The 12,281-nt window shown below is 72.0% G+C and carries 15 protein-coding genes; 8 read left to right on the top strand and 7 right to left on the bottom strand.

Translation table 11 applies throughout. The features are described 5' to 3' along the window. Nucleotides 1–152: 152 nt before the first annotated feature. On the top strand, nucleotides 153–773 hold the full coding sequence (locus tag ACF059_RS01385; protein WP_392049948.1) for a TetR/AcrR family transcriptional regulator: 621 nt from the start codon (nucleotides 153–155) through the stop codon (nucleotides 771–773). Between the two features lie 83 nt (nucleotides 774–856). Here the strand turns inward: ACF059_RS01385 and ACF059_RS01390 are convergent, their stop codons facing one another. The 4 genes from ACF059_RS01390 to ACF059_RS01405 form a co-directional block, all read right to left on the bottom strand. Continuing rightward, on the bottom strand, nucleotides 857–2,557 hold the full coding sequence (locus ACF059_RS01390; protein ID WP_392049951.1) for a methylmalonyl-CoA mutase: 1,701 nt from the start codon (nucleotides 2,555–2,557) through the stop codon (nucleotides 857–859). Nucleotides 2,558–2,645: 88 nt separating this feature from the next. Then, nucleotides 2,646–2,975 carry a DUF3817 domain-containing protein gene (locus tag ACF059_RS01395; RefSeq protein ID WP_360888568.1) on the bottom strand — a complete coding sequence of 110 codons (330 nt, stop codon included), beginning with the start codon at nucleotides 2,973–2,975 and terminating at the stop codon, nucleotides 2,646–2,648. A gap of 75 nt (nucleotides 2,976–3,050) precedes the next feature. Beyond that, entirely contained in the window at nucleotides 3,051–3,560 is a 510-nt protein-coding gene (locus ACF059_RS01400) for a MarR family transcriptional regulator (RefSeq protein WP_361938368.1), read from the bottom strand. 20 nt (nucleotides 3,561–3,580) lie between these two features. Then, on the bottom strand, nucleotides 3,581–4,819 hold the full coding sequence (locus ACF059_RS01405) for an MFS transporter (protein ID WP_392049954.1): 1,239 nt from the start codon (nucleotides 4,817–4,819) through the stop codon (nucleotides 3,581–3,583). Between the two features lie 80 nt (nucleotides 4,820–4,899). Between ACF059_RS01405 and ACF059_RS01410 the strand changes: the two genes are divergently transcribed. Together ACF059_RS01410 and ACF059_RS01415 are read left to right on the top strand one after the other, a co-directional pair. Continuing rightward, nucleotides 4,900–5,898, top strand: coding sequence for a DUF5937 family protein (locus tag ACF059_RS01410; protein ID WP_392049957.1), 999 nt, complete (start codon nucleotides 4,900–4,902; stop codon nucleotides 5,896–5,898). A 125-nt stretch (nucleotides 5,899–6,023) separates the two neighbouring features. Next, complete coding sequence (locus ACF059_RS01415) at nucleotides 6,024–7,052, top strand: glycoside hydrolase family 6 protein (RefSeq protein ID WP_392049960.1); 1,029 nt, start codon at nucleotides 6,024–6,026, stop codon at nucleotides 7,050–7,052. Between the two features lie 14 nt (nucleotides 7,053–7,066). On the opposite strand, the gene ACF059_RS01420 is transcribed toward ACF059_RS01415, so the two are convergent. Together ACF059_RS01420 and ACF059_RS01425 are read right to left on the bottom strand one after the other, a co-directional pair. Then, nucleotides 7,067–7,360: an MTH1187 family thiamine-binding protein gene (locus tag ACF059_RS01420; RefSeq protein WP_366865022.1), complete on the bottom strand. Its 294-nt coding sequence runs from the start codon at nucleotides 7,358–7,360 to the stop codon at nucleotides 7,067–7,069. Then, a complete protein-coding gene (locus tag ACF059_RS01425; RefSeq protein WP_360888551.1) occupies nucleotides 7,357–7,701 on the bottom strand; it encodes a DUF3817 domain-containing protein in 345 nt (114 codons plus the stop codon). The genes ACF059_RS01420 and ACF059_RS01425 overlap by 4 nt, the downstream gene beginning before the upstream one ends. Before the next feature lie 173 nt (nucleotides 7,702–7,874). On the opposite strand from ACF059_RS01425, the gene ACF059_RS01430 reads away from it, so the two are divergent. The 5 genes from ACF059_RS01430 (at nucleotide 7,875) to ACF059_RS01450 (ending at nucleotide 11,213) form a co-directional block, all read left to right on the top strand. Further along, entirely contained in the window at nucleotides 7,875–8,513 is a 639-nt protein-coding gene (locus tag ACF059_RS01430; protein ID WP_360888549.1) for an AIM24 family protein, read from the top strand. Beyond that, entirely contained in the window at nucleotides 8,513–9,163 is a 651-nt protein-coding gene (locus tag ACF059_RS01435; protein ID WP_031150471.1) for an AIM24 family protein, read from the top strand. The genes ACF059_RS01430 and ACF059_RS01435 overlap by 1 nt, the downstream gene beginning before the upstream one ends. Nucleotides 9,164–9,174: 11 nt before the next feature. Next, nucleotides 9,175–9,978: an AIM24 family protein gene (locus ACF059_RS01440; RefSeq protein ID WP_361938637.1), complete on the top strand. Its 804-nt coding sequence runs from the start codon at nucleotides 9,175–9,177 to the stop codon at nucleotides 9,976–9,978. A 64-nt stretch (nucleotides 9,979–10,042) separates the two neighbouring features. After that, on the top strand, nucleotides 10,043–10,519 hold the full coding sequence (locus ACF059_RS01445; RefSeq protein ID WP_361938639.1) for a MarR family transcriptional regulator: 477 nt from the start codon (nucleotides 10,043–10,045) through the stop codon (nucleotides 10,517–10,519). 118 nt (nucleotides 10,520–10,637) lie between these two features. Then, nucleotides 10,638–11,213, top strand: coding sequence for a PepSY domain-containing protein (locus tag ACF059_RS01450; RefSeq protein ID WP_392049964.1), 576 nt, complete (start codon nucleotides 10,638–10,640; stop codon nucleotides 11,211–11,213). Nucleotides 11,214–11,298: 85 nt separating this feature from the next. Here ACF059_RS01450 and meaB read toward each other — a convergent pair whose 3' ends face one another. Beyond that, a complete protein-coding gene (gene meaB, locus ACF059_RS01455) occupies nucleotides 11,299–12,261 on the bottom strand; it encodes a methylmalonyl Co-A mutase-associated GTPase MeaB (protein WP_361938383.1) in 963 nt (320 codons plus the stop codon). Nucleotides 12,262–12,281: the final 20 nt, after the last annotated feature.

Raw genomic sequence — 12,281 nt, forward strand, 5'->3', positions numbered from 1 at the left:
GGCGCCTGTAGCTCTTCGCGTGGTTGTCGCTCTTACGCTACGACCCGTAGCGTAACTCGCGGCGGCCCTCGGCGCTCCCCCCTTGGTCCGTACGCGCCGCGTGATCTGAACCACAGACGCCGCGGGTGCTACTGGCGGGTATGGTCTCGGCCATGCACAGCCCCAGCCCCGGCCGCACCGGTCGCCCCCGCAGCGCCGCCGCGGACGCCGCCATCCTCGCCGCGACGCGGGACGCACTGGTCGAGCTGGGCTGGTCGAAACTGACGATGGGCGACGTGTCGGCTCGCGCGGGCGTCGCCAAGACCACCCTGTACCGCCGCTGGGCGGGCAAGAACGAGCTGGTCGTGGACGCGGTCGCGGAGCTGTTCGACGAGCTCGAACTGCCGGACCGCGGCTCCCTCGAAGCCGACGTCGAGTACGTGGTGCTGCGCTTCGCGGAGCTGCTGCGGCGCCCGGAGGCCCGTACCGCGCTGATGGCGGTCGTCGCCGAGTCCACCCGCGACGAGGCCCTGCGCGACCGGATCCGGTCGGCGATCGTGGACCGGCAGAAACGTCTCGTCGTACTGGGCCGCGCGCGGGCGCAGGCCCGCGGCGAACTCCCGTACGAGGCGGACGAGTTGCTCGCGGGCCGCACCACGGACCTGATCTTCGACGTGATCGCGGGGACGGTGGTCCACCGCGCCCTGGTCAGCTCCGAGCCGGTGGACGAGCTCTGGGTGGCCACCTTCACCGCCCTGCTGATGCACGGACTGCGCGGTCCCGCGGCGGGCTGACGCGCCCCGCGCACACAGGAAAGCCGGCCACGGCGCCTCGCGGGCACCGTGACCGGCCTTCCCCCGGGGGGACCGTGGCCGGGTCAGAAGCCCGGCGGCTCGGTGTACGTGCCCCACTCCTCGCGCAGCACGTTGCAGATCTCGCCCAGCGTGGCCTCGGCCCGCACGGCGTCCAGCATGGCCGGGATCATGTTCGATCCGTCGCGGGCGGCGTCGAGCATGGTCTTCAGCGAAGCCGTCACCTTGGCGTCGTCGCGGCGGGCCTTGCGCTCGGCCAGCTCCCGCACCTGGACGGTCTCCACCTCGTGGCTGACCCGCAGGATCTCCAGGTCGCCGGTGACCGAGCCGTGGTGGACGTTGACGCCGACGACCCGCTTGTCGCCCTTCTCCAGGGACCGCTGGTACTGGAAGGCCGACTCGGCGATCTCGCCGGTGAACCAGCCGTCCTCGATGCCGCGCAGGATGCCCGAGGTGATCGGCCCGATGGGGTGCTGACCGTCGGGGTGGGCGCGCAGCCCGCGCTCCTTGATCTGGTCGAAGATCTTCTCGGCCTCGGCCTCGATGCGGTCCGTGAGCTGCTCGACGAACCAGGAACCGCCCAGCGGGTCCGCCACGTTGGCGACGCCGGTCTCCTCCATCAGCACCTGCTGGGTGCGCAGGGCGATCTCGGCCGCCTGCTCGCTCGGCAGCGCGAGGGTCTCGTCCAGGGCGTTGGTGTGCAGGGAGTTGGTGCCGCCGAGGACGGCGGCGAGCGCCTCCACGGCGGTCCGTACGACGTTGTTGTACGGCTGCTGCGCGGTCAGGGAGACCCCGGCGGTCTGGGTGTGGAAGCGCAGCCACATGGACTTCTCGCTCTTCGCCCCGTAGACCTCCTTCATCCAGCGGGCCCAGATGCGGCGGGCGGCGCGGAACTTGGCGATCTCCTCGAAGAAGTCGAGGTGCGCGTCGAAGAAGAAGGAGAGCCCGGGCGCGAAGGCGTCGACGTCCATGCCGCGCGAGAGCCCGAGCTCCACGTAGCCGAAGCCGTCGGCCAGGGTGTAGGCGAGCTCCTGGGCGGCCGTCGCCCCCGCCTCGCGGATGTGGTAGCCGGAGACGGACAGCGGCTTGTAGGCCGGGATGCCCTTCGTGCAGTACTCCATGAGGTCGCCGATGAGGCGAAGGTGCGGCTCCGGCTCGAAGAGCCACTCCTTCTGGGCGATGTACTCCTTGAAGATGTCGGTCTGCAGCGTGCCGTTGAGCACGGCGGGGTCCACGCCCTGCCGCTCGGCGGCGACCAGGTACATGCAGAACGCGGGGACCGCGGGGCCGGAGATCGTCATGGAGGTCGTGACGTCGCCGAGCGGGATGTCCTTGAACAGGACCTCCATGTCGGCGGCGGAGTCTATGGCCACCCCGCAGTGCCCGACCTCGCCCAGGGAGCGCGGGTCGTCGGAGTCGCGTCCCATGAGGGTCGGCATGTCGAAGGCCACGGAGAGCCCGCCGCCGCCGGCGGCCAGGATCATCTTGTAGCGCTCGTTGGTCTGCTCGGCGTTGCCGAAGCCCGCGAACTGCCGGATCGTCCAGGTCCGCCCGCGGTAGCCGGTGGCGTGCAGCCCGCGGGTGTACGGGTACTCGCCGGGCCACCCGATCCGCTCGAATCCCTCGTACGTGTCGCCGGGCCGGGGCCCGTAGACGGGATCGACGTCATCCCCGGAGAGCGTGGTGAAGTCTGCCTCGCGCTTGCGGGCCTTGTCATAACGGGCCTGCCAGCGACGGCGGCCTTCCTCGATGGCGTCAGCGTCCATACCCATGAATTTACTAGGACGTCCTAGTAAATGTCGATGGGCAACCCCCGGGGAGTCGTCCCCGGGGGTGGGCGACGCGGGCCGGGTCCTAGGCGTCGGCGGTGGCGAAAGAGCGCCTGACCAGCGGTTCCACCTCGGCGCGGACCTTGCGCTCGACGAAGAACGCGGCCAGCGGAATCGTGCCCGACACGAGGACCCACAGGAGCTTTCCGAAGGACCACTTGGCCTTGGAGCCCAGGTCGAAGGCGAAGACCAGGTAGATCATGAAGAGGACGCCGTGGGCCTGCGAGACCGCGAAGGTCAGGTCGGCGCCGGTGTCGAAGCCGTACTTCGCCACCATGCAGGCACAGAGGATCAGGAGCATGACCGCGGTCACGTAGGCCATGACGCGGTAGCGGGTCAGCACGCTTGGTTTCATGCGGACGAGCCTAACCGTCCGTTTTGCGAGATCTTGACGCGGCCCCGGGCTCTGCGCGGACCGCGAGGGTCCGGCTCAGGGCTCCACGAAGTCGGCGGCGGCCACCCGCAGCGGGCGCAGCAGCGCGAAGATCTCCGCGCACTCCTCCGCGTCGTAGACGCCGAGGCCGAAGTCGATCTCCATCAGGTCCTTCGTGGCCGCCTCGACGACCTCGCGGCCCTTGTCCGTGATGGAGGCGAGGGTGCCGCGGCCGTCGTTGGGGTTGGGCCGTTTGTCGACCAGCCCGGACCTCACCAGCCGGTCCACGGTGTTGGTCACCGAGGTCGGGTGGACCATCAGCCGCTCGCCGATCTTCGACATCGGCAGTTCGCCGGCCTTGGAGAAGGTGAGCAGCACCAGCGCCTCGTAGCGCGCGAAGGTCAGTCCGTACGGCTTGACCACCGCGTCGACCTCGCCGAGCAGGATCTGGTGCGCGCGCATGATCGAGGTGATGGCGGCCATCGAGGGCACCGGCCCCCACCGCTGCTGCCAGAGCTCGTCGGCGCGGGCGATGGGATCGAAGGGAAGACTGAGCGGCTTGGGCACGCACCGACCCTACCGGGCCGTCACTTCACGGCGAGGGCCGTCTCATTCCTCAGTCCTTCCTCCTCCCGGACCGCCGCGCGCAGTTCGGCCAGGAGCAGCAGGACGACGGCCGTGCCGAGGATCGCGGATCCGGTGACGACCGCGTGCACGGGGAAGAACTCGGCGGCGAGGCCGGCCAGGGCCATGCCGCCGCCCTGGAGGGTCATCAGACCGGCGCCGAGCAGGGTCATCGCGCTGCCGCGCAGCTCGTCGGGGACGGCGTCGACGTACCACTGGTCCAGGCCGAGGGTGTACGCGTGGGCCAGGCCGGCGAGCAGGAGCGCGGCGAGGACGAGGAGCGCGCCCGGGCGGACGGCGTAGAGCAGGAGCGGCAGCAGACCGGCGGCGGCGAGCGGGGCCACGATCCGCGATCGCGTTCGGGCGGTGAGGACCGAGCCGGCCACGAGTTCGCCCGTGATGGTGCCGACGGGCATGGCGCACATCAGCAGGCCGAGGGTGGCGGTGCCGGCGCCGATGCCGGCGCTGTACGGGGCGAGCAGCGCCTCGGGCACGACGAGGAACACGGGCGGCAGCCAGAACAGCAGGGTGAGCGCCCGCAGCCGGCGCCGGCCGAGGACGGCGCGCGCTCCGGCGAGCGGCGAGGTGCGCGCGCTCGTGCGGGCGGGGCGGCTGCGGGTGCCCAGGCGCAGCAGGAGCGCGGATCCGAGGAAGCCGGCCGCGGTGATCGCGATGGCCCCGCGCGGTGCGACGACGGCGAGCAGCAGCCCGCCGAGGCCGAAGCCCACGAGCTGGGCGCTCTGGGCCACCATGCGCAGCAGGGAGCGGCCCAGGACGAAGGCGTCGCCGGTGCCGACGATGTCGGCGAGGGAGGCGTTGCGCGTGCCCTCGAACAGCGGGGCCACGAAGGCCAACGCACAGCGCAGGACGAGGAGCAGGGCCACGGGCGTGCCCGGCAGGACCATGGCCGCCGCGCACGCCGCGCAGACGAGGTCGCAGGTGACGAGCACCCGCCGGGCGGGGTGCCGGTCGGCGATCGGGGCGAGCAGGACGCCGCCGAGGACGTACGGCAGGAAGCCGAGGGCGAACGTGAGCGCGCTCATCAGGGGGGAGCCGGTGGCGCGGTAGACGAGGACGGTGAGCGAGATCTCGGCGACGACGAGGCCGAGCACGGACATCAGGTGTGCGGCGAAGACGGGGCGGAACTCCCGGATCCCGAACACCGAGCGGTACCCGCCGGGGGCGGGGGTGAGGGTGGGCATGGCGTGAGCTTCGCGGGCCTAGGCTGGCGGGCGTAGAGATTCGGTCCGGGCCGAATCTTCCGGCGCGAGGGGCGGGCGGCATGGCGTTGCACCACCGGTTCGGACACAGGGACCTGCTGCGGTGCCGGTTCGCGCTGTCGCCGGCGTGGGAGACGCAGGAGGCGATCCGCACCCTGAGCCGCCCCGACCGGCAGGGCTACCACCTGCCCTGGCTCCAGCGGATCCGCGCCGCCGCCGCCGGGCTGGACCTGCGGCCGCTGTGGCTGCTGATGCCGCGGCGGGGGCACAGTACGGACTTCATCAGCCCGCCGCCGAGCGGACCCGGTGTCTCCTTCGAGGAGGAGATCGCCCTGATCCGCGCGTCGGATCCGGCCGTGGCCCGCGAGGACATGCGCAGGTCGCTGGCCTGTACGCCGGGCGCGCTGGACAGCGACACGGGCCGGGCCCTGCTCGCCGATCCGGCGCGCGCGGTGCGCGAGCTGGCCGATCTGCTGGAACGGGCGTGGAGCGTCCTGATCGAGCCGCACTGGCCCCGGCTGCGGGCCCTGCTGGAGGCGGACGTCCTCTTCCACTCGCGCCGCCTCGCCGACGGCGGGCTGGAGTCGCTCTTCGACGGGCTGCACCCGGACCTCTCCTGGGACTCCGCCTCGCTCACCCTGACCATCGAGCGGCCCAGCGCGCACGAGCGCGTCCTGGGCGGTCAGGGCCTGCTCCTCATGCCGAGCGCCTTCATCTGGCCCAGCATCGCGGGAGGCTTCGACCCTCCCTGGCAGCCGACCGTCGTCTACCCGGCTCGCGGCATCGGCGCGCTGTGGACCCCGGCCCGGGAGGACACCCCGGCCGCGCTCGCCCGCCTGATGGGCCGCGCCCGGGCCGACGTGCTGTGCGCGCTGGAGGAACCGGCCACCACCAGCGCGCTGGCCCACCGGCTGGGGCTCGCGCCCTCCACCGTCTCGGCCCACCTGAAGGTGTTGCACGCGGCGGGCCTGCTGATCTCCGCCCGCCACGGCCACCAGGTCCGCTACGAGCGCACGCCGCTGGCCATCGCCCTGACGACCGGGGGGCCGCCGGCGTCATGAGGGCCGACGGTGTCGTGAAGGCCGACGCCGCCGTGAGGGCCGACGGTGTCGTGAGGGCCCGTCACCTGGCCGTTATGTCACGATATCCCGGTTGGCTGCCCGTCCCTTCGTCCCGAGGAAGCCGGATGCACCCCGCCGCTCGACGCCGCCGCCTCCGGGCCTGCCTCGGCCTCCTCCTGCTCCTCGCCTCCGCCCCCGCGTGCACGGACGCGTCCGCGCCGCAGGCGGGAGCTCCCGCCGCCCATGGCCCCTCCCCCGTCGCCGCCGGCCCGGACGGCTCCCCGTACTGGGTGGACCCGCGCAGCGAGGCCGCCCGCCAGGTCACCGCCTGGGAGGCCGCGGGCCGTTACGACGACGCCCAGGTGCTGCGCAGGATCGCCGAGCGGCCGACGACCCTGTGGCTGACGGGAGGCGACGTGGGCCCCGAGGTCCGCCGGGCCGTGGCGGGCGCCCGGGCCACGGGCCGCACGCTCCTGCTCGCCGCACACCACATCCCGCACCGCGACTGCGTGCCCCGTCCGGCCGGCGGCGCCGCGGACGCCCGCGCCTACCGCGGCTGGATCGGTGCCCTGGCCGACACGCTCAAGGACACCAAGGCCGTCGTCGTCCTGGAGCCGGGCGCGCTCGCGCACCTCGTCGACGGCTGCACGGCGGCCGGACACCACGCCGAGCGCTACCGGCTGCTCTCCGAGGCCGTCGACCGCCTCAAGAGGAACAAGAACACGAAGGTCTACCTGGACGCGGGCGATCCGGCCCGGATCCCGCGCCCCAAGGACCTGGTGGAGCCGCTGCGCAAGGCCGGCCTGGAGCGCGCGGACGGCTTCGCCCTCAACGTCTCGGGCTTCCAGGGCGACGCGGCCGTCCGGGCGTACGGCGCCGCGATCTCCCGGGCGAGCGGGAACAAGCACTTCGTGGTGGACACCGGCCGCAACGGCGAGGGCCCGCTGCCCGGCGAAGGGGAGCAGGCCCGCTGCAATCCCCCGGGCCGCGCGCTGGGCACCCCGCCGACCGACCGGACCGGCGACCCGCTCGTCGACGCGTACCTGTGGATCGGGCGGCCCGGCGTCTCCGACGGAACCTGCCGCGGCGGGCCGGCGGCGGGCAGGTGGTGGCCGGACTACGCCCTGGGCCTGGCCCGCCGCGCCCGGGAGTGAGGGAACAGGAAGGTTTAGCCCGCGAGGTGGCGTTCCACCGTCTCGACCTTGGAGGTGAGTCCGTCGACGACCCCGGGGCGGATGTCGGCCTTCAGGATGAAGGACACCCGGGGCGCCCGCGCCTCCACCGCGGCCACGGCACGCCGGATCACGTCCATGACCTCGTCCCACTCGCCCTCAAGGGTGGTGAACATGGCGTCGGTCCGGTTCGGCAGGCCGGACTCACGGACCACCCGCACCGCGTCGGCGACGTACTCGCCGACCTCTTCACCGACGCCCAGCGGGGTCACGGAGAACGCGACGATCACGCCTCGGCCGCCTCACGCGCGCGGGCCGCTATCACGCTGTCGGCCTCGTCGCGCTTGAGCAGCTTGTCGCCGTACAGCCCGCCGAAGGGCACCAGCGCGAGGACGAAGAACAGCAGGGCCTTCTTGAACGGCCACTTCGCCTTGGTCCAGACGTCCAGCAGGAAGACCGCGTAGATGACGAACAGGAACCCGTGCAGGACGCCGAGCGGCATCATCAGGTAGTCGATGTCCGAGATCCGGCTCAGCAGCGAGCCGAAGATCAGCAGGGCCGGGAACGACAACGCCTCCGGGACGGAGATGAGGCGCAGCCGGTGCAGGGCGGAGGCGGTCTTGATGTCCACGTGGAACCTTCGGGGTCTCTGGCGGCCTGGTCCGGTCCAGTGTCTCAGCCGCTTTGCGGGAGCTTGACCGGCCCCCTCCCCTTCCTCCCCGGCCAGCCCCCAGGACCACCTGTGGGGCACATATCGGCCAGGGGGCACTGTTCGGGCTCGCCCGCTGCCGATAACGTCATCCCGTGGCTCAGTTCCGACTCCAAGGCAGCAAGGTGCTGGCCGTCGACCTGACCGGGGACGCCGTGAAAGCGAAGAACGGCTCCATGGTCGCGTACGACGGGCAGATGGCCTTCAAGAAGATGTCCGGCGGCGGCGAAGGCCTCCGCGGCATGGTGACCCGCCGGTTGACCGGCGAACAGATGACGGTGATGGAAGTGCAGGGGCACGGCACCTGCTTCTTCGCCGACCGCGCAAGTGAGATCAATCTGGTCAATCTGCGCGGCGAGAAGCTCTACGTCGAGTCCAGCAACCTGCTGTGCACCGACGCCGGCCTGCGCACCGGCACCACCTTCACCGGCCTGCGCGGTGCGACGACCGGAAACGGCCTGTTCACGACGACCGTCGAGGGCTCCGGGCAGGCGGCGATCATGTCCGACGGCCCGGCGGTGGTGCTGCGCGTGAGCGCCCAGTACCCGCTCTCCGTCGACCCGGGGGCGTACATCGCGCACACGGGCAACCTCCAGCAGTCCTTCCAGTCGGGCGTGAACTTCCGCACGCTGATCGGCGAGGGCTCGGGCGAGTCGTTCCAGATCCGCTTCGAGGGCGAGGGCCTGGTGTACGTGCAGCCCAGCGAGCGCAACACCATCGGGGGCGACGTCTGATGCCGTTCCGCGAGATCAACTCGAAGATGGTCGAGGCCCAGGTGGTCCCGGGCCAGAAGATGTACAGCCAGCGCGGCGCGATGCTCGCGTACCGCGGCGAGGTCTCCTTCACCCCGAGCCTGACCGGCGGTCAGGGCGGGGTGATGGGCATGATCGGACGCCGCGTGGCGAACGAGCAGACCCCGCTGATGACGGTCGAGGGCAGCGGCACGGTGATGTTCGGCCACGGCGGCCACCACATCCAGGTGATCAACCTGACCGGTGAGACCCTCTACGTCGAGGCCGACCGGCTGCTCGCCTTCGACGGCACCCTCCAGCAGGGCACCATGTTCATGGGCTCCCAGGGCGGGGTCATGGGCATGGTCCGCGGCCAGGTGACGGGCCAGGGCCTGTTCACCACCACCCTCAAGGGCCACGGCTCGGTCGCCGTGATGGCCCACGGCGGGGTGATCGAGCTGCCCATCACCCCCCAGCGGCCGGTCCACGTGGACCCGCAGGCGTACGTGGCCCACCACGGCGAGGTCCGCAACAAGCTCTCCACCGCGCTCGGCTGGCGGGACATGGTGGGGCGCGGCTCGGGCGAGGCGTTCCAGCTGGAGCTGTCCGGCCAGGGCGCGGTGTACGTACAGGCCTCGGAGGAGAAGCTGTGAACTTTGGCCCTGTGACCGGCGGACCGGGTGGCCCGACGGTCTTCGACCCGTACACGCTGCCCTCCGACGACAACGTGAACCCGTACACCTTCTGCGTGGAGCTCAAGGGGAGCCAGTGGTTCCTCCAGAAGGGCAAGATGATCTCGTACTACGGGAGCATCGAGTTCAACGGCATCGGAAACGGGCGCTTCGACCGCCTGCTGCGCACCAGCTTCCACTCGCCGCTGCACGCCGCGGACTGGGTGGTGGCCGAGGGGCAGGGCAAGATGCTGCTCGCCGACCGCGCCTTCGACGTGAACTCGTACGACCTGGACGAGGGGAACCTGACGATCCGGTCGGGCAACCTGCTCGCCTACCAGCCCACCCTGGCGCTGAAGCAGTCGATCGTGCCGGGTTTCCTCACGCTGATCGGAACCGGGAAGTTCGTGGCCGCGTCCAACGGACCGGTGGTGTTCATGGAGCCGCCGCTGCGCGTGGACCCGCAGGCGCTGGTGGGCTGGGCCGACTGCCCCTCCCCCTGTCACCACTACGACCACGGCTACATGTCGGGCGTGATGGGCGGGCTGCGCTCGCTGACGGGCATCGGGGGCACCTCGGGCGAGGAGCACCAGTTCGAGTTCGTCGGCGCGGGCACGGTGCTGCTGCAGTCCTCGGAGATGCTGATGGCGGAGCAGAACGTCGGGGCCGTCGGCGCCGGCGCGGCGACGGGCAACGCGCAGGGCGTCCCGGGGGCCGGCCAGGGTCCGCTGGGGCAGCTGGGCGTACCGCGGATGCCGGGGCAGCTGGGTGATCTCCAGCGGCGCTTCGGACTGTGATCCTCAGACCATCCGATTTTTGTACGTAATTCAACTTTTTAGGTAGAGTTCATTCATGGAGACCATGGAGACCGAGACGGCCACGCGCTGGCTGACCGACGCCGAGCAGTGCGCCTGGCGCACCCACCTGGACGTCAGCAGACTGCTGATGCACCAGCTGGAAAAGGATCTCCAGCCCTTCGGACTCACCAACAACGACTACGAGATCCTCGTGAACCTCTCGGAGTCGCCGGACCACCGGATGCGGATGAGCGATCTCGCGACCGCCACCCTGCAGTCCAAGAGCCGGCTGTCGCACCAGATCACGCGCATGGAGACGGCGGGCCTGGTCCGCCGGGTGAACTGCGAGTCCGACCGCCGCGGCCTGTACGCGGTGCTCACGGACGACGGCATGGAGACGATGCGCAAGGTCGCCCCGCACCACGTGGCGTCCGTGCGCCAGCACTTCATCGACCTGCTGCCGCCGGAGGCCCTGGCGGCGCTGCGCGCCTCCCTGACCCCGGTGGCCGAGCACCTGCGCGAAAACCGCGGCAAGGGCTGAGCCCCGGGCGCCCGACGCGCCCCGCGCGGCGGTCGGCCGGACAATGGGCAGTATCCGCCCGCTGCCGGCCGCCGCCGCGCACAGCAAGCGCCGTGGCCGGCCTGAGGAGGTCGAACCCATGAAGCGCACTGCGTACATCTCCGCGGCCGCATCCGTCGTCCTGATGGTGGGAGGCCCGGTGGCGGCCGCGACAGCGGCGTCCGCCGACACGGCGAGAAGCGTCGGCGCGACCGCCGCCGTCCGCGCCGACGTGACGGCCGAAGCCGCCGCCGCGGCGGCCGTGAAGAAGTATCCGGGCGTCGTCGAGTCCCTCGACAAGGACGGCGACACCTGGCACGTGGACGTGATCAGCAAGGACGGCAAGGAGCACGCCGAGCTGGAGGTCGCCGCGAACGGCGCGGTCACCGAGCGGAACCGCGAGAGCGAGGACAGCACCGAGAACGAGGAGCTGCTCGAAGCCAAGGTCACCGCACAGCAGGCCATCAAGGCGGCCCTGACCAGCCATCCCGGAGCGGTCGAGTCGGTCGGCTGGGACGACGACGGCGGCGCCAAGTACTGGGAAGTCGAGGTCAAGGGCGCCGACGGCAAGACCTGGACCGGCCACGTGGACCCCGGCACCGGCAAGGTCACCGAATCCACCGACTCCGGCGACTCGGACGACGACTACGGACCCATCCCGAACCCCGCCGGATGACGCGGTCTCCGGCCCGGCCGGCGCACGGCGCGGGGGCCGGGGCGGCGCCCCGAAGGGCGGCCGCACCCGCGCCCCCGCGCCCGCCTCAGCCCTCCGTCAGCGTCGCCAGCAGCGCGTCGGCCGCCGCGTACGGGTCCAGCTCGCCCACGGCCACCCGCGCGGCCAGCGCGTCGAGGTGCGCGTCCCCGTGCAGATCGGCCATCCGCGCCCGCAGCGCCGTCACGGCGATGGTCTCCACCTCCCGAGCGGCCCGCGCCGCGCGCCGCTCGGCGAGCACGCCCCGCTCGTCCATCCACGCCCGGTGCTTCTCCAGCGCCTCGACCAGCTCGTCGATGCCCTGGGCCCGCGCCGCGACCGTCTTGACGATCGGGGGCCGCCAGTCCTCGCGGCCCCGCGCCTCGCCCAGCCCGAGCATGTGGTTCAGCTCGCGGGCGGTCGCGTCCGCGCCGTCCCGGTCCGCCTTGTTGACCACGTACACGTCGCCGATCTCCAGGATCCCCGCCTTCGCGGCCTGGATCCCGTCGCCCATCCCGGGCGCCAGGAGCACCACGGAGGTGTCGGCCTGCGAGGCGATCTCCACCTCCGACTGCCCGACCCCGACCGTCTCGACCAGGATCACCTCGCAGCCGGCCGCGTCCAGGACCCGGATCGCCTGCGGGGCGGCCCACGCGAGTCCGCCCAGGTGCCCGCGGGTGGCCATGGACCGGATGTAGACGCCCGGGTCCGAGGCGTGGTCCGACATCCGCACCCGGTCGCCGAGCAGCGCCCCGCCCGAGAAGGGCGAGGACGGGTCGACGGCAAGGACGCCGACCCGCTTGCCGGCCTTGCGGTAGGCAGACACGAGCGCCGAGGTCGACGTCGACTTGCCGACGCCCGGCGACCCGGTCAGGCCCACCACGTACGCGTTGCCCGTGAGGGGGGCCAGCGCCGCCATCACCTCGCGCAGCTGCGGGGACGCCCCTTCCACCAGCGAGATCAGCCGGGCCACCGCTCTCGGCCTGCCCTCACGTGCCTGGGCCACCAGCTGGGGGACGTCCACCGCCGTCATACGTGCTGCGCTCCTCGGGT

It is taken from the genome of Streptomyces sp. NPDC016562 (assembly GCF_043076955.1).
Classification (GTDB): Bacteria; Actinomycetota; Actinomycetes; order Streptomycetales; family Streptomycetaceae; genus Streptomyces.

Excerpts from the sequence above, each read along its gene's own strand:
- ACF059_RS01405 (WP_392049954.1), bottom strand. The coding sequence starts at position 4,819 with ATGCCCACCCTCACCCCCGCCCCCGGCGGGTACCGCTCGGTGTTCGGG.
- ACF059_RS01415 (WP_392049960.1), top strand. The coding sequence starts at position 6,024 with ATGCACCCCGCCGCTCGACGCCGCCGCCTCCGGGCCTGCCTCGGCCTC.
- ACF059_RS01385 (WP_392049948.1), top strand. The coding sequence starts at position 153 with ATGCACAGCCCCAGCCCCGGCCGCACCGGTCGCCCCCGCAGCGCCGCC.
- ACF059_RS01445 (WP_361938639.1), top strand. The coding sequence starts at position 10,043 with ATGGAGACCGAGACGGCCACGCGCTGGCTGACCGACGCCGAGCAGTGC.
- meaB (WP_361938383.1), bottom strand. The coding sequence starts at position 12,261 with ATGACGGCGGTGGACGTCCCCCAGCTGGTGGCCCAGGCACGTGAGGGC.
- ACF059_RS01435 (WP_031150471.1), top strand. The coding sequence starts at position 8,513 with ATGCCGTTCCGCGAGATCAACTCGAAGATGGTCGAGGCCCAGGTGGTC.
- ACF059_RS01395 (WP_360888568.1), bottom strand. The coding sequence starts at position 2,975 with ATGAAACCAAGCGTGCTGACCCGCTACCGCGTCATGGCCTACGTGACC.
- ACF059_RS01410 (WP_392049957.1), top strand. The coding sequence starts at position 4,900 with ATGGCGTTGCACCACCGGTTCGGACACAGGGACCTGCTGCGGTGCCGG.
- ACF059_RS01450 (WP_392049964.1), top strand. The coding sequence starts at position 10,638 with ATGAAGCGCACTGCGTACATCTCCGCGGCCGCATCCGTCGTCCTGATG.
- ACF059_RS01390 (WP_392049951.1), bottom strand. The coding sequence starts at position 2,557 with ATGGACGCTGACGCCATCGAGGAAGGCCGCCGTCGCTGGCAGGCCCGT.